12 protein-coding genes and 1 tRNA gene are annotated in these 15117 nt (G+C 71.0%); 3 read left to right on the top strand and 10 right to left on the bottom strand.

What is annotated here, in order from left to right; genetic code table 11:
* Nucleotides 1-128: 128 nt before the first annotated feature.
* A complete protein-coding gene (locus IE242_RS23335) occupies nt 129-1634 on the bottom strand; it encodes an MFS transporter (protein ID WP_189862359.1) in 1506 nt (501 codons plus the stop codon).
* Between the two features lie 298 nt (nt 1635-1932).
* On the bottom strand, nt 1933-2271 hold the full coding sequence (locus IE242_RS23330) for a MerR family transcriptional regulator (protein ID WP_189862357.1): 339 nt from the start codon (nt 2269-2271) through the stop codon (nt 1933-1935).
* Nucleotides 2272-3011: 740 nt separating this feature from the next.
* Between IE242_RS23330 and IE242_RS23325 the strand changes: the two genes are divergently transcribed.
* Nucleotides 3012-3083: transfer RNA gene (locus IE242_RS23325), tRNA-Cys, on the top strand.
* Between the two features lie 208 nt (nt 3084-3291).
* Complete coding sequence (locus tag IE242_RS23320) at nt 3292-3933, top strand: DUF6082 family protein (RefSeq protein ID WP_189862355.1); 642 nt, start codon at nt 3292-3294, stop codon at nt 3931-3933.
* Between the two features lie 4 nt (nt 3934-3937).
* Here the strand turns inward: IE242_RS23320 and IE242_RS23315 are convergent, their stop codons facing one another.
* A complete protein-coding gene (locus tag IE242_RS23315) occupies nt 3938-4117 on the bottom strand; it encodes a helix-turn-helix domain-containing protein (RefSeq protein ID WP_229859331.1) in 180 nt (59 codons plus the stop codon).
* Nucleotides 4118-4732: 615 nt separating this feature from the next.
* Between IE242_RS23315 and IE242_RS23310 the strand changes: the two genes are divergently transcribed.
* Nucleotides 4733-5047, top strand: coding sequence for a hypothetical protein (locus tag IE242_RS23310; protein ID WP_189862351.1), 315 nt, complete (start codon nt 4733-4735; stop codon nt 5045-5047).
* 40 nt (nt 5048-5087) lie between these two features.
* On the opposite strand, the gene IE242_RS39260 is transcribed toward IE242_RS23310, so the two are convergent.
* The 7 genes from IE242_RS39260 to IE242_RS23275 form a co-directional block, all read right to left on the bottom strand.
* Complete coding sequence (locus tag IE242_RS39260; protein WP_189862349.1) at nt 5088-5933, bottom strand: SUKH-4 family immunity protein; 846 nt, start codon at nt 5931-5933, stop codon at nt 5088-5090.
* A 155-nt stretch (nt 5934-6088) separates the two neighbouring features.
* On the bottom strand, nt 6089-8395 hold the full coding sequence (locus tag IE242_RS23300; RefSeq protein WP_189862347.1) for a xanthine dehydrogenase family protein molybdopterin-binding subunit: 2307 nt from the start codon (nt 8393-8395) through the stop codon (nt 6089-6091).
* Entirely contained in the window at nt 8392-10374 is a 1983-nt protein-coding gene (locus tag IE242_RS23295) for a 2Fe-2S iron-sulfur cluster-binding protein (protein ID WP_189862346.1), read from the bottom strand. Before IE242_RS23295 ends, IE242_RS23300 begins: the two co-directional genes overlap by 4 nt.
* Complete coding sequence (locus IE242_RS23290) at nt 10371-11264, bottom strand: FAD binding domain-containing protein (protein WP_189862344.1); 894 nt, start codon at nt 11262-11264, stop codon at nt 10371-10373. Before IE242_RS23290 ends, IE242_RS23295 begins: the two co-directional genes overlap by 4 nt.
* Nucleotides 11265-11537: 273 nt before the next feature.
* Entirely contained in the window at nt 11538-13262 is a 1725-nt protein-coding gene (locus IE242_RS23285) for a beta-N-acetylhexosaminidase (RefSeq protein ID WP_189862343.1), read from the bottom strand.
* Between the two features lie 4 nt (nt 13263-13266).
* On the bottom strand, nt 13267-14061 hold the full coding sequence (locus IE242_RS23280) for a carbohydrate ABC transporter permease (RefSeq protein WP_189862341.1): 795 nt from the start codon (nt 14059-14061) through the stop codon (nt 13267-13269).
* 137 nt (nt 14062-14198) lie between these two features.
* Nucleotides 14199-15113, bottom strand: coding sequence for a carbohydrate ABC transporter permease (locus IE242_RS23275; protein ID WP_189862339.1), 915 nt, complete (start codon nt 15111-15113; stop codon nt 14199-14201).
* Between the last annotated feature and the right edge of the window lie 4 nt (nt 15114-15117).

The following is a 15117-nucleotide window of genomic DNA, read 5'->3' as shown; positions in this document are numbered from 1 at the left end:
GGTCTCCGGTCTATGGGGGTAGAGCGGGTAGAGCGGCTCGGTCGCGTATGACAACCGGGCCACCCTACCGGCGCCCAGGAGACGTCCTCCCGTGAACGGCACGGGGTCTCGCGCGGATGGGATTCAGCTCACACGTCACTGCCCGGCCCGCCCGGCCGGTTGTCGACCGTCCGCAGCCGCGTCGTCACCCAGGCCCCCACCAGCGCCACCGCAGCCATCGGCAGGAACACCGCCGCGAACGCCTCCGGGTGCGAGCCCGTCGTGGCGGTGGCCGTGGTGACCGCGTGACCCGCCGCGCCGCCGCCGAGGGCCGCGAAGGCGGCACCGCCCGCGGCGAGGAGCAGCACGTTGGACAGTCCGTCGGAGATCTGCAGCGCGGCGGAGTTCGCGCCGGCCTCCTCCGGCGCGGAGAGCTTGAGCAGCAGCACGCTGGTGGACGAGATCACCAGCCCCATCCCCAGGCAGCCGAAGCCCCACGCCACAGCCACGATCCACACCGGCACCGCCTCGATCAGCACGCTCGGCGCGGTCGCGATGGCGGCGGCGACCAGCACCATGCCGAGGGTCATCAGCCGCTCGCGGTACGGCTCCACGCGCGGCCGCGCCTGCACGTACGACCCGAGGGCCCAGGTGGCCCCGCCCGCCGCGAGCGACAGCCCAGCGAGAGTGGGCGACACCCCCCGCTGCGTGACCAGCATCAACGGTACGAAGGACTCGGCCGCGATGAAGGACCCGGCCGCCACCCCGCGCAGCAGCACCACGGAGGGCAGCCCGCGCGCGGCCCGCCAGGTGCCGTGGGGCAGCAGCCCGAGCACGGCCGGGACGAGCAGCGCGGCACCCGCGACGGCCGGGACGACGGACAGCCACCGCAGGTCCTGGGCGGCGTACTGGAGCAGACCGGCACCGAAGGAGATCGCGAGCGCGAGTCGGATCCGGCGCCGCTCGAAGGGGGCGGTGACGGCACCCTCGGGGGGTCCGCCCGCCCGCCGCCGTATCTGCGGCAGCGCGAGCGCGAGGGGGAGGAGAACCAGTACAGGTATCCCCAGGAACACCCACCGCCAGCCCAGATGCTCGGTCACCGCACCCGACGCCAGCGGCCCGATCACGGACGGGAGCACCCAGCACGCCGCGAACGCCGCCATGATCGCCGGGCGCAGCCGCTCCGGGTAGGCCCGCCCCACGAGCACGTACAGCGCGACGATCACCAGTCCGCCGCCCAGCCCCTGCACGGCTCGCCCGAGAATGAACAGCCACATCGTCGAGGCGGTCCCGGACAGCACCAGCCCCGCCGCGAAAGCGGCGATACCGGTCGCCAGCGACCCGAGCGGCCCACGCCGGTCGGACCACTGCCCGGCGAGCACCATCCCGAACAGGCTGGTCGTGAAGTACCCCGAGAACGCGAACGCGTACAGCGACACCCCGTCCAGCTCCCGCGCCGCCACCGGCATCGCCGTCCCCACGGCCGTCGCCTCGAAGGCGATCAGCAGCACGACGGAGACGATGCCGATACTGAGCGCGCGGTACGGGCGGCTCAGCACACCCCCGCGCCCGTCGTCGCCGGTCCCGGCATCCGCTGAGGGGGTGGGCTCGACCTTGTCGGCGACGCCTGTGTCGCGCGGTTCGGGGGTGTTCATGACCGCCAGGGTAAGGGGCGCGGGGGGTGCTGACTCCTGTCGAAAGTCGACGTCCTCCTCGGACCTTGGTCGTACGACTGCAGGACGCCGTTCAAGAACGGCGTCCTGCAGTCGTATCGCGCCGCGCCCCGAGTTTTCGAGCCACCGGACGGCTCGGCTCCGCCTCCGGCGCCTGACCGGACGAGCGGACGAGGCAGACGAGGCAGACGAGGCGGACGAGGCGGACGACAAGAGCGGCACCCGAACGGGGTGCCGCCGCGTTGTCCGTCCTTCTGTGTGATCGCAGGCCTCAGCCGCATCAGCTCGCGGCCGTAGGCTTCTCCGACTCGGCGGCACGGCGGTATTCGGCGTTCATGCGCTGGGCTTCTGCGAGCTGGTCCTCGAGGATGATGATGCGGCAGGCGGCCTCGATGGGGGTGCCTTGGTCGACGAGTTCCCGGGCGCGGGCGGCGATGCGCAACTGGTAGCGGGAGTAGCGGCGATGGCCGCCCTTGGACCGGAGCGGGGTGATGAGGCGAGCCTCGCCTATGGCGCGGAGGAAACCCGGGGTGGTGCCGATCATTTCGGCGGCCCGGCCCATCGTGTAGGCAGGGTAATCATCGTCATCAAGACGGTCGTACGAGTCATCTGCTGTCATTCGCACCTCTCTCTGAACGCGTGGAGGGGCCTTGGTGCCGTACGGCACCAAGGCCCCGAAGGAACTGCTAGACCATCTGCCGACCTCGGTACTGCGCCGGCTTCTTGTTTCCGCCGGCCCGACCGTACTTCTGTCGAGCCTGCGGGGATCGCGATTGCTTGACCGGAGACCACCTCACTATCGATGTCCTGCGGTACCCGGGCCCACGACTTCTGCCCGGGCGATCCTGATGGCGCGGGTTCCTCCGTTCTTCCCTCAGTGATCAACTACTTACCAAGCGGGGTACTGCCTACTGCTGGTGATGCGGTACTGCTCACGGCGGCCCCTGATCACTGCGGGCCGCCCGGTCCGGCCGTCAGCCCCGTCGCCGTCATGAAACAACCCTGGCTTCGGAACTCCACCACCGCACCGTCCTGCGCACTGCAACTGCGTCTACTACTTCCCGGCAGTTCGTCTCTGCCAGGCCTGCTATCTCCCTGGGGTACGCAACAAACCCTACTCGTGCCATCGCCCAATGTCTACTCCGGCCAACATAGATTTTCTCGGGTGCCCGGCGATGAGGTGGTCGTCTCCGGGTGGGCCACCCGTCCCGGGAGCGGTCGGCGCGGGTCCGTCCGTGGTCCCCATTCATGAACGGCGTGTGGCAGTCGCATTGCAGCGCGCACAAGGCTCTTGAGTCACCGCACGCGCCCCGCCTACGGTCGAGACATCGAGACGGAGCACACACCGCTCCTCACCTCGGCCGTGTGCCCGAGTGGTTCAGGGACTCGCCTGCAAAGCGAGTTACGCGGGTTCGATTCCCGCCACGGCCTCTGTCGCGACGACAGAAGGGCGGCCCCCATGCCGGGGTGCCGCCCTGCCGTTGGGTCCTCTCAGTTCTCCCCCAGTCGACCTCACCAAGTACGGATCGACCGCCGGACCCGAACGTCTCGCAGTGCTTTCGTCAGCGATCTCGACTGTTGTCTTGTCCGTAGGTCCGCGACTCCGCAAGATGGCGAACATCTCGGGAGTGGAGAACTCATGGCAAGGCTACCCGCACGACAACGCACGATCATGGCGTGGAGCGCGACAGGGGTGGTCATGGCCCTCGCCATAGTAATGACGCCTTTCTTGCTGCAATGGGCAGCGCCAGCGGAGGAAGACTGGGACAGGCTCAGCAAAATCAGTCAGGCTTACGGTGCCCTTTCCGTTCTATTCTCAGCGGCTGCTCTGCTGGGTGTGGTCGCATCGCTGGTGCATCAGTCGCATCAGACCGACATCGCGAACGAGGAGGCCCAGCGTGCGTCTCACCGCCAACTCCTTCTCGCTTCCCTCGACGACCCGGAGCTTGCACTCTGCTGGGAGCCACTTCCCGACCTCGTCTCGTTTCGAGAGAGAAAGCAAGTAGCCTTTGTCAATCTCATCGTCAGCAACTGGTGGGCCGACTACCGACTGAAGCGGACAAATGATGACGTGGTGCGGGTACTGACCGAACTCCACTTTCGAGGCGAAGCAGCCCGCCGACACTGGCATCTGACGTCGGCGTACTGGAATGCTTACGCCGTGGCGTTGGGAGATCGTCGATTCATTAAGTTCGTCGCTTTGATGGACGCAGCGTACGAACAAGCAGTCGCGACAGGTCCTCCACTTCCATCAGCTTCCCGCCATTCCACCGACGGCTAGCCCTTTACTCCCCCACGACGAACGACCCTTGTCCCAGCACGGTGTACAGCCGCCCCTCCTCACGAAGAGCGACCACAACCTTCTGAGCCGTGGACTGGCTCACCTGGAACTCGGCGGCGATGTCCACGGTGCCCAGGAAGCGTTCACCCGGCTCGTACCATCCCGCCCCCAGCCGTCGACGCAACTCGTCCGCCACCTGAGGCCATACAGGTACAGAGCGATCAAGGTTCATAACCTCGGCACCCGCCCCTACTTCTTCGCAATGAACGAGCTTTGAACGGTGTGGAGCTTGCCCTCTTCTCGCGGAACGGCCCGTCCGCTGCTGGGGCCCCACATCTTTATCACGGCGGCAGGACCTGCAGGTTTCGCGTATTCGCGCTATCGCGCTATCGCGGTATCGCGCTTTCGCGGTCGCATATCCCCGTGAATTCCGGGACGCTATGAGCCGACAACGCCCGGCGTCAGGGTCGACCACGCCCGCCTGGGTAAACAGCAAGGACCCCGGCGAGGTGGACTAGACCTCCCGGGGCACGGCCGATCACCTCAGGAGTGACCGACAAGTGCGAACTCTACTGACTGTCCTTCTCTCGTGGCTCATGCCCCCGAGCGGCAGGCACCGCGCGGAAAACCATCCGACGTCCCCCGCTCGGCGACACGCGCGCCACACCCCCGATCCTTCGCGCAGCCCTCTCCCGACCCCGCGCTCCCCGTACACCGTGCACGAAGTGATCCGCGCCGACGGATTCCCCGTCGTACGGCCCTACCTCCTTCGGCACGAAGAGGCGGTGGCAGCCGCGTGATGAACCACCGACCCCCTTCCCCCACACATCTCCGCCTCCTCCCCTGGACCGGCCCGGAGGGCAAACCCGCTCACCTCGTCACGGACGGCACGGCCACCCCGCTCGCCCTGCTGGCGGACGACGTGGAGGATCAGCAGATCGAGACGGCGGTCGTCATCCTGGGCCTGGCTCGCCCGATGCTCGACGAGGCGGCGAGCCTCACGACCGGGGAGCTGCGGTTCATCTCCCGCCGTCTGTCCGAGTCACTGACGGACGTGCTCAACATCGCTGAGGGCCGGGGGCGGCGCATCCCACCGTACGAGGAAGCCCCGTAACGGCAGCGGCAGCGGCACGCGGCGGTCCCGGCCGCCCCGTTCAGCAGGCCGGGATCGCCGGGGGCATCGTGGCCGTCAGGTACGTGTGGAAGGGCGTGAGGTCGTAGTCCGCGTCGAGCTTCCTCCGGCGCAGGACCAGCCGGACCGTGAAGGCGAGCGTGGAGAGGTCGGCGTTGAGGGGCCGCAGCGTGCGGTCGGGCTCGCTCCAGCACTGGACCGCTCCGGTGGCGCCGTCGACGACGAGGTGCGTGTCCTCCAGCAGGTGGCCGAGACGGATTAACCGGTCGGCGCCCAGCGGGAGTTCAGACGCAGCCGTCGCCAGGCAGTCGGGGCGCTCGTCCGCCCAGTACTCGTAGTACTCGGGCAGAGTCGGCAGGGGCACCTCGGAGTCCAGCTGGAACAGGAAGCCGTCCTCGGGGAGGCCGACCTCCCGCAGAAAGCGGCGCGTCGGCTCGTGCGTGAGCGTCGACGGGAAGTCGAGCTCCTCGAAGCGCACGGTTTCGCCGGCGGCGGGTCCCTCGCTGCGGAGGAAGGGGCGGATCAGCGTGGCGGCCCTCCAGTACGGTGCCAGGCCGGCATCCGGCTCCGAGGTGGTGGCCGCCGCGAGTCGCAACACGCCCTCCAGGGACGAGGACAGACCGCACATGGGTGGCGTCGAGGACCGGGCCGCCTCGCCTTCGCGGACTATCCGCTCCAGGTCCTTGTCCAGCTCGCGCAGCGACCCGAGCACCAGCTGGTCCCGCAGCTCCCGCGCCAGCTCCCCGGCGCGGGCCACCAGCTCGGCCGCCCGCCCCAGCCTGGCCTCCTCGCGCGGCGTGACCGGCGCTGAGCAGGTGAGCGTGAATGTGACCGTTCCACTGCCCGCCACCGTCGTACCCGTGCTCATGGCGCCCCCCGCGCATGTGGTTCCCGTGGTGCTTCCCCCGGTTGGGACACCACGGCATCGACGCGGTTGTCCCACTGACCGAAAACCTTACGCCGTCCCACTGACAACGCCGGGAATTTCCACGCCGTCCCCCGCGGTACGGCGGGGGACGTGCGTCACACCCCCGTCACCACCGCCGCCTGCGGCCGGATCGGCAGACGGTTGACCGGGCGGCCCGTCGCCGCGCGGACCGCGGAGGCGATGGCCGCGGGGGACGTCACCACCGGGACGGCGCTGACCGCCTTCGCGCCGAAGGGGGCGACCACGTCGCGTTCCTCGACGAGTTTGACGATGCGGATGTCGGGGGCGTCCAGGGCCGTCGGGAGGGAGTAGCCCGTGAGGTCCGGGTGGCGGATCAGGCCGCGGGGAGTGCGGAGGTTCTCCGTCAGCGCCACGCCGAGTCCCTGGGTCACGCCCGCCTCGATGCGCGCGGTGAGCTGGGCGGGGTTCAGGACGCGGCCCACGTCCTGGGCGACCGCCAGCTCCACGACCCGTACCGATCCCAGCTCGATGTCCACGTCCACCACCGCGCGGATCGCGCAGAACGCCATGCCCACGAACGCGTCGCCCTGGCCCGCCCCGTCGAGCGGTTCCGTCGGGTGGGGGCGGCACTGGGCGGTGGCCCACAGTTCCTTGCCCTCCAGCACCTCGGCGACGGTGGTGGACAGGACGCCGTCGTACGAGGTGATCTTACCGTCGGCGATCTGGAGCAGCTCCGTGGACAGGCCGAACTTGTGCGCCAGGGGCTGGAGGAGCTGGGTGCGGACCATCTTCGCCGCGCGTTCCACCGCGCCGCCCGAGACCCATGTGTGGCGGCCCCGGCAGCCCGCGCCCGCGGGGGGCTGGTCCGTGTCGACCGGTGCCACGTGGACCTCGTCGATGCCCAGGGTCTCCTGGACGATCTGCCGGGCCAGTGTCGAGAAGCCCTGGCCCGTCTCCACCGCAGCGCACAGCACCGTCGCGACGCCGTTCTGGACCTTCACCGTGGCCGTCGAGACCTCGTCCGCGCCCTCGGCGCCCAGCATGTGCACCATGCCGAGCCCGTAGCCCACGCCCCGGCGCACCGCGCCCGGTTCGCCCGCGCCCTCGAGGCCGCCCGGGAGCAGCCATTCGTCCTCGGGCGTGTCCTTGGGGAGGGCAGGGAGGGGGAAGTCCTGCACGGCCTGGAGGAGTTCCGCCACCGGGGCCGGGCACGTCACCGTCTGGCCGGTGGGGAGCACGTCGCCCGTGGACATGACGTTGCGCATGCGCAGCTCGGCCGGGTCCGCCCCCAGCTTCTTCGCCAGCTTGTCCATCTGGGCCTCGTAGGCCGCACAGACCTGCATCGCGCCCTCGCCGCGCACATGGCCGGAGGGCGGGTTGTTGGTGCGTACGGCCCAGCCCTCGATGAAGGCGTTGGGCACGACGTACGGGCCGCAGGCGAACGACACCGCGGCGGCCAGCGCGTCGGAGGACGTGTCCGCGTACGCGCCCGCGTCCAGCAAGATTTGCGCCTCGACCTTCACCAGCCGGCCCTCGGCGTCCGCGTGGTGGCGGTAGCGCAGCAGGGTCGGGTGCCGGTGGGCGTGGCCCAGGAAGGACTCCTCGCGCGTGGCGGTGAGTTTGACCGGGCAGCCCGTCTTCAGGGCGAGGAGGCCGAGCGGGATCTGGAAGCCCTGGTCCTCACGGTCGGCGGTGGCCCCGGGCACACCGGTGACCACGATCTTCACCTGCTCGGGCGCCAGGCCGTAGCAGGCGGCGGCCGCGTCCCGGTCGGTGTGCGGGTCGGTGGAGGCGAGGTAGAGCTCGACGCCGCCGTCGGGGCGGGGCACGGCGAGTCCGGCCTCGGCGCCGATCGGGGCGGGGTCCTGGCGGCCGATGCGGTACAGCCCCTCGACGACGATGTCGCCGGTCGCGCCGGGGTCGCCGTGGTGCAGCGGGATGTGGCGGATCAGATTGCCGTCGGGGTGCAGCGGCTCGGCCTCGAAGGCCTGCTCGGGGTCCGTGACCGGGTCGAGCACTTCGTACTCGACGATGACGGCGGCCGCGGCCATGCGCGCGGTGTCGGGATGGTCGGCGGCGACGGCCGCGATGGGCTCGCCGTGGTGCCGTACGACCTCGGAGGCGAAGACCGGCCGGTCGGCCTTGCCGCGGCCGTGCAGCGGGGCGCCCGGCACGTCCTCGTGGGTGACGACGGCCCGTACGCCGGGCATCTCACGCGCGTGGGAGGTGTCGATGGACAGCACGCGCGCGTGCGGGTGCGGGGAGCGCAGTACGGCGGCCCACAGCAGGCCCTCGGCCCACAGGTCGGCCGCGTAGGGGAAGGTCCCCTCGGCCTTGGCGCGGGCGTCCGCGGGCGGCAGGGAGGCACCGATCCCGTGCGGCAGCGGTTCGGGGGCCGGTGCGGCCTCCGCGGGGGTCGCGGTGGCTGCTTCGTTGCTCACGCCGGGCCTCCTCCGTCCGGGCCGTACGACTGGTCTTGCTGTGCCGGGGGCTGCGGGGACTGCGGAGGCTGCGAGGGCTGCGGGGGCTGTCCCTGCGGGCCGTATCCGGACGCGTCTTCGTACCCGGACGCGTCTTCGTACCCGGACGGGTTCTCGTACGCCGCCGGGTTGACGCCGCCCGCTCCCGGACCCGCCTGGTGCGGGATGCGTGCCTCGCCGCCGTCCTGCGCGGCCTCGGACTCGGCGGCGGCGTGTGCCTCGCGTTCGACGACGACCTCGCGCACGGCTTCCAGGACTCCCCGGTAACCGGAGCAGCGGCACAGGTTGCCGCACAGGGCCGCGCGGGTCTCCAGCTCGGTCGGCGCGGGGTTGCCCTCCAGCAGGTCGTGCACGGTCATCGCCATGCCCGGCACACAGAACCCGCACTGCACGGCTCCGCACCTGGCGAGAGCCCGCTGCACGTCGGAGGGCTGCCCGTGCTCGGCGAGCCCCTCGACGGTACGGACCTCGCTGCCGGCGGCGGTGACGGCGGGTACCAGGCAGGACGCCACGAGCCGGCCGTCGACCTGCACGTTGCAGGCGCCGCACTCGCCCTGCGAGCAGCCGTCCTTGGCGCCGGCGAGGCCGAGGCGCTCGCGCAGCACGTACAGCAGCGACTCGCCGATCCAGGCGTCGGCGACCGGGCGGTCCGTGCCGTTCACCCGCAGGACGTACGAGGCCAGGGGGTGGTCGTCGTGCGCGGGCGCGGGGGGTTCGGCCGACGGGTCCTCGTGGGTTTCGTGGGTCTCGGGGGTGTCGGTGGTCTCGGGGATGTCGGTGGTCTCGGGGGTTTCGACGGGCTGGGCGACCGGCTCGCCCAGTTCGTCGGATGCACCGGGAGCACCGGGAGCACCGGGAGTCTCGGGTACGGCGGGGTCGTCCACGGCGGCCGGTTCGCCCTCGGCGGCTTCGGTACCACCCGCGGTGTCCGCGACCTCCTGCTCCGCCTCCGGCTCCGGCTCCTGCTCCGTCTCCGGCTCAGACTCCGGCTCCGGTTCCGGCTTCGAAGGCAGCCGGATCTGCGGAAACGCCAGCGTCTCCGTGACTTGCGCGCCCTCCGGGAATGCCGGTGGCTCCGACGGCTCCGGTGATTCCGGGACGTCCGAGGGAGCCGCGGCCATCGGGCCGGGCGGCACCAGGGAGTCCTCAGCAGCCTCCTGACCGCCCCCGGGAGCCCCGCCCGGCATCTCGGCCGGTGCGTCCGCGTACGGCGCGGCAGACGGCTCCGCGGACCCTTCCCCGGGTGCTCCGGGCGCCTGCTCCCCGGTCCGCTCCGGCGGCGGGGCCGTCCACGCCGTACCGATCGTCTCCGTGGCCCAGGGCGCGGGCGCGCCGCCGGGCAGGGTCGCCGGAGGGGTGCCGCCCCACTGCTCGACCAGCGACGACCGGGTGAACTCGCCGGACTCGTCCGGCAGCTCGCCGCCCGCCACGGGGATCGACCACTGGCCGGTCACGTCGTGCCCGGGAGCCGCGGCGCCCTGCCGGCCGGTCTCCTCGTACCCGCTCTCCTCGTACCCGGCCTCCTCGTACCCGGCCTCCTCGTAGCCGGTGTCCCCGTAACCGGTGTCCCCGTAGGTCCACTGGCCGGCGGGGCTCGGCTGGTGCCCGTACTCGTGCCCGTGCTCCTGCTGCTGCCCGGTCCCGTAGGGCACCGCGTTCGGGTCCGGCCACTGGGCGCCCTCGGCCGGCACCGTCCAGGAGCCGGTGGCCGCCGGGTCCGTGCCGGCGGTCGTGGCGGGGGTGACCGTTATGGGCGGGGGCACGTAGCCGTGGCCGGGCGCGGCGAGCGGGCTGTTGGCGGCCAGCAGCGCGTCGATGCCCCCTTCGGGGAGCTGGACGAACGTGGTGGCGCCGTCGTCGTAGTCCCCTTGGGGCAGCCGCTCCCAGCCGCCGTGCGCGCCCTGCTGGGGCGTGCCCTCTCGGTGCTGGTCGTCGGTCACGACAGTGCCCTCCCCAGTGCTCGTCGGGCCAGTACGGCGACGGTACGCCGCAGTTGCAGTACGGCGGGCGGAAGCGGTGGTACGGAACCGTCCTCGGCGGGGGCCGGGTCGGGGATGCAGGCGGCGGCGACGTACTCGCCGAAGGCGTGCAGCGCCTCGGGCACGAGTGTGCGCCCGCCGTCCCAGTCGATCAGCTGGGCGACCCACGCCTCGGCGTCCAGGGGCCGCAGCGGCATGGGCGCTATGGCGCCGACGGCGCACCGCACCCCGCGCCGGGCGGGGTCGAGGACGAGCGCCACGGACGCGGTGGCCCGCCCGGGGCCGGTGCGTCCGGTGGCCTTCAGGAAGACCTGGGGGGCGTGCAGCAGCGGTACGCGCACGTAGCCGATGAGTTCGCCGGGACGCAGCATCTCCATGCCGGCCAGCAGGTGGGAGACGGGGATCTCGCGGCGGGCGCCACCCGGGCCCGCGATGATCAACGTGGCCTCCAGGGCGGCCAGTACGGGCAGCGCGTCGCCCGTGGGGGCGGCGGTCGCGATGTTGCCGCCGAGGGTGCCCGCGTTACGGATCTGGGGCGGGCCCGCGGCCCGTGCGGCGGCGGCGAGCGCGGGGATGAGGGCCGCGAAGTCGGGGCGCCCCATACGCGCGTGGGTGAGTCCGGCGCCCAGCAGGGCGTGGCCGTCCTGGTACTGCCAGCCGCGGATCTCGCTGATCCGGCCCAGTCCGACGAGCGCGGCGGGTCTGAGCTGCCCGGAGTTGACCGCGGCCATGAGGTCGGTGCCGCCCGCCACGGGGACGGCGGCGGGCATGGCCGCGAGGGCCGCCACGGCGTCGTCCAGAGAGGCGGGCAGCGTGACGGCCTGCGCCGCCTGCGGTGCGTGCGTGGTCAAAACCGGCTGCCCCTTCCCGCTGCCCCACCTGGTCCCACCTGTGTTGCCGTACGGTACGTGCTGACAGGGCGGACGTGGCAACTCTGGCACATTCTCGCGGGACCCGAACGCGGGGGTCCGCTAGGAGGTGTTCGCCCACTTCAGCCCGATGATGCTCCGTTTTCACACAACATCATGCGTGAGATCGGATTGGCACTCTTCGGTGATCTTTGGGCGTCTTTCCCCCTGCGGGGCGGTGAATTCTGACAAGCGCGGGGTACGGCCCGGCCCGGTTCACCGGGTCGGGGGCGGCCCTTCGAGCGGGCGTCCGAGCACGCCGGGACGACGCTGCCACGGCCGTGGCCCCGTGGGCGGCCGGTAGGCCACGCCGAGCGCGTCAAGTCGCCGGTAGTGGGCGGCCATCCGCTGTTCGAATCCGGTGAAGTCCCGGTCGGCGGGGGCGGGCAGCGCGCTCCAGGCGACCTCGGCGAAGGCCGCGAGACGCGGGTACGTCTGGTAGTCCACGCGCGCGGGGTCCTCCATGACCTCGGTCCACACGTTGGCCTGCGTGCCGAGGACGTGCCGCGCCTCCTCGGGGGTCAGCTCCGGCGGAACCGGCTCGAAGCGGTAGACGTCCTCCAGGGTGCGCACGAAGCCGATGGGCACCGGTTCGTCCGGACCCGCGTCCTGGCGGTGGTCCAGGTAGACCTGCTCTTCCGGGCACATGACGACGTCGTGGCCCGTGCGGGCCGCCGCGATCCCGCCGCCGTAGCCGCGCCAGGAGGCCACCGCGGCGCCCCGGGCGAGGCCGCCCTCCAGGATCTCGTCCCATCCGATCAGGCGACGCCCGCGCGCGGTGAGCCAGGTGTCGAAGTGCCGTACGAACCACGACTGCAACTCGTTCTCGTCCGCGAGCCCGAGTTCCTCCATGCGCGCCTGAACGGCGGGTGAGCGCCGCCACTGGTCCTTGGGGCACTCGTCACCGCCCACGTGCACGAACTCCGAGAATGCGGCCGCGTCCGCCGGGAACAGTTCCAGGACTTCCTCGAACACTCCCTCGTAGAAGCGCAGGGTGTTGTCAGTGGGGGCGAGTACGTTGTGGGAGATGCCCCAGGTGTCCCAGACGGTGAGGGAGGTCGTGTCGATGACGTCGGTGTTGCCCAGTTCCGGATACGCGGCGATGGCGGCCTGCGAGTGTCCCGGTATGTCGATCTCGGGGACGACGCTGATATGCCGCTCGGCCGCGTAGGCGACGATCTCGCGAATGTCGTCCTGCGTGTAGTGGCCCCCGTGCGGCTTCTCCTCCCACAGAGGTGAGGCGCGGTGGCCGAATTTCGTGCGCGGACGCCAGGAACCCGTCTCGGTGAGCTTCGGGTACCGCTTGATCTCGACGCGCCAGCCCTGGTCGTCGGTCAAGTGGAAGTGGAAGACGTTGAGTTTGTGCGCGGCCATCAGATCGAGATGGCGGAGCACTCCTTCCTTCGGGGTGAAGTGCCGTGCGACGTCGAGCATCATGCCGCGCCAGCGGAAGCGCGGGGCGTCCTCGACGACGACGGCGGGCACGTGCCACGTCCGCCGGGTGCTGACCGGAGCCCGCCGGAAGGCCTCGGGGCCGAGCAGCTGCCGGAGGGTCTGGGCGCCCCGGAACACGCCCGCCTCGCTCGCCCCCTCGATGGCCAGCAGCTGTTCGCCGGCGCGGAGACGGTACGCCTCCGCGCCGGCGGCAGCGGCGTCGGCCTCGGGGCCGGTGTCGACCGAGGTGCCGGGTGCACCACCGGTCTCCGCCGCGAGTCCGGGCACGATGCGCAGCGACAGGCGGTTCGTGCCGTCGCGGTGCGGGGCGAGGGGCAGCCCGGTCGCGGCGCCGACGGTCGTGCGCAGCCAGCGCGCGACGCGTTCGGTGCCGGGCCCGGCCTCGATCCCGGTGTCCTCGTCGAGCACGAACCCCGCGTCCTCTCCGGGCGGCGGAACCGCCACACGGCGCGGTGCCGGAATCAGTGCCACTTCACCTTCGGTCATGTCATCAGTCCTTTACCGCTCCGCCGAGACCGGAGACGAGTCGTCGCTGTACGAGTACGAAGAACACCAGCACCGGAATGGTCATCACCGTGGACGCCGCCATCACTCCGCCCCAGTCCGGCTCGTCCGGTTTGTAGAAGACGAGGAGCGCCATCGGCAGGGTCGACTGGGAGGTGTCGCTGATGATGAACGACTTGGCGAACAGGAAGTCGTTCCAGGCCGAGATGAACGAGAACACACTGGTGGCGACCAGTCCCGGGAAGACCAGGGGGAAAAGGATCTGCCACAGGAATCGCGCACGGCTCGCCCCGTCGAGGTACGCCGCCTCCTCCAGCGCCTCGGGCACCGCCTTCACGAATCCCCGCAGCATCCAGATCGCGAACGGCAGCGAGAACGCGATGTGCGGCAGGATCAGCGCGCCCAGGGTGTTGAGCTGGCCGAAGTCCCGCATGAGGAAGAAGAGGGGGATGGCGAGGGCCTCCACGGGCACCATCTGCGCCACCAAAAACATGATCAACAAGGTGGTGCGGAAACGGAAGCGGAACCGGGTCACCGCGGTCGCCGCGAGAAACGCGATCAGCGCGGAGGCGATCACCACGGTGCCCGCCACGAGGAGGCTGTTGAGGAAGTAGCGGCCGAATTCCTGCTGTCCGAGGACACGGCGGAACGAATCCAGCGTCGGCGACAGCGTCCAGGGCCGTGGCTCGGTCGACTCGATCTCCCCCGCCGGTTTCACCGCGCCGAGGACCATCCAGTACAGCGGGAACGCCACCACGACCGCGATGACCAGCGCGGACACCTCCGCGGCGAGCCGCCACGGACGCCGTACGAAACGCCTCCCGGAACGCGCTCCGGAACTCCCCCCGGAGCCGGTTCTGGAACTTCCTCCCCGGCGCTCTCCGGAACGGCGTACGACATCACGTACAAGTGCGTTGCTCACAGCTCCTCCCCCTGCCTGCGCAGCAGCCGCAAATAGCCGAGTGTGATCACCAGCAGAATCAGCAGCATCACCACGCCGATCGCCGAACCGAGGCTGTACTGCGAGGACGCGAAAGCCTTCTGGTAGGCGTACACGTTCAGCACGAGGTTCTGGCCGGCGATACCGCCGCCGTTCGTCATGACGTAGATCTGCGTGAAGACCTTGAAGTCCCAGATGACGGACTGGATGGTGACCACGACGAGGATGGGCCGGAGCATCGGCGCGAGCACCGAGCGCCAGATCCGCCACTGCGAGGCCCCGTCCAGCGCGGCGGCCTCCAGCACCTCGCCCGGTACGGCGCGGATGCCCGCGTACACCGTCACCATGACGAACGGGAAGGAGCACCACACCACTTCGAGCAGGACGAGCGCGAAGGCGCTGTACCGCCCGTACGTCCAGGAGTGGTCACCGAGCCCCAGCACCCGGTTGACCGGCCCGAAGTCGGGGTCGAAGAGGAACAGCCACACCGTCGAGCCGGTGATCGCCGGGGTCGCCCACGCGCCGAGCGCGGCCAGCATCAGGGCGAGGCGCGGCACGGCCCGTACGCGCGTGAGGAGGACGGCGAGCGCGCAGCCGACGGCCAGCGTGCTCACCACGCAGGCCGCCGCGAACACCACCGTCGCCAGCAGCACCTGCCAGAACTGGGTGTCCCCGAAGAGCTCCGCGTAGTTGCCGAGGCCCTGGAAGGTGGTCGGTTCACCGCCGCTGACCTGGGCCTGGGTGTACTCCAGGAAGGAGATCAGCCCAAGCTGGTAGATCGGGTACACGAGCAGCCCGGCGAGGACGACGAGGGCGGGCGCGAGGTAGAGCCACGGCGTCCAGCCGCCGTGCCCGCGCCGTGAGGTGCGCTTCACGCTCACTCCGGGGCTCATTCCG

It is taken from the genome of Streptomyces poonensis, assembly GCF_014650915.1.
GTDB classification, from domain to species: domain Bacteria; phylum Actinomycetota; class Actinomycetes; order Streptomycetales; family Streptomycetaceae; genus Streptomyces; species Streptomyces poonensis.
Note: the sequence above shows the minus strand (reverse complement) of the source record. Positions and strands in the feature narration are given on the sequence as shown.

Excerpts from the sequence above, each read along its gene's own strand:
- IE242_RS23335 (WP_189862359.1), bottom strand. The coding sequence starts at position 1,634 with ATGAACACCCCCGAACCGCGCGACACAGGCGTCGCCGACAAGGTCGAG.
- IE242_RS23330 (WP_189862357.1), bottom strand. The coding sequence starts at position 2,271 with ATGACAGCAGATGACTCGTACGACCGTCTTGATGACGATGATTACCCT.
- IE242_RS23320 (WP_189862355.1), top strand. The coding sequence starts at position 3,292 with ATGGCAAGGCTACCCGCACGACAACGCACGATCATGGCGTGGAGCGCG.
- IE242_RS23310 (WP_189862351.1), top strand. The coding sequence starts at position 4,733 with ATGAACCACCGACCCCCTTCCCCCACACATCTCCGCCTCCTCCCCTGG.
- IE242_RS39260 (WP_189862349.1), bottom strand. The coding sequence starts at position 5,933 with ATGAGCACGGGTACGACGGTGGCGGGCAGTGGAACGGTCACATTCACG.
- IE242_RS23285 (WP_189862343.1), bottom strand. The coding sequence starts at position 13,262 with ATGACCGAAGGTGAAGTGGCACTGATTCCGGCACCGCGCCGTGTGGCG.
- IE242_RS23275 (WP_189862339.1), bottom strand. The coding sequence starts at position 15,113 with ATGAGCCCCGGAGTGAGCGTGAAGCGCACCTCACGGCGCGGGCACGGC.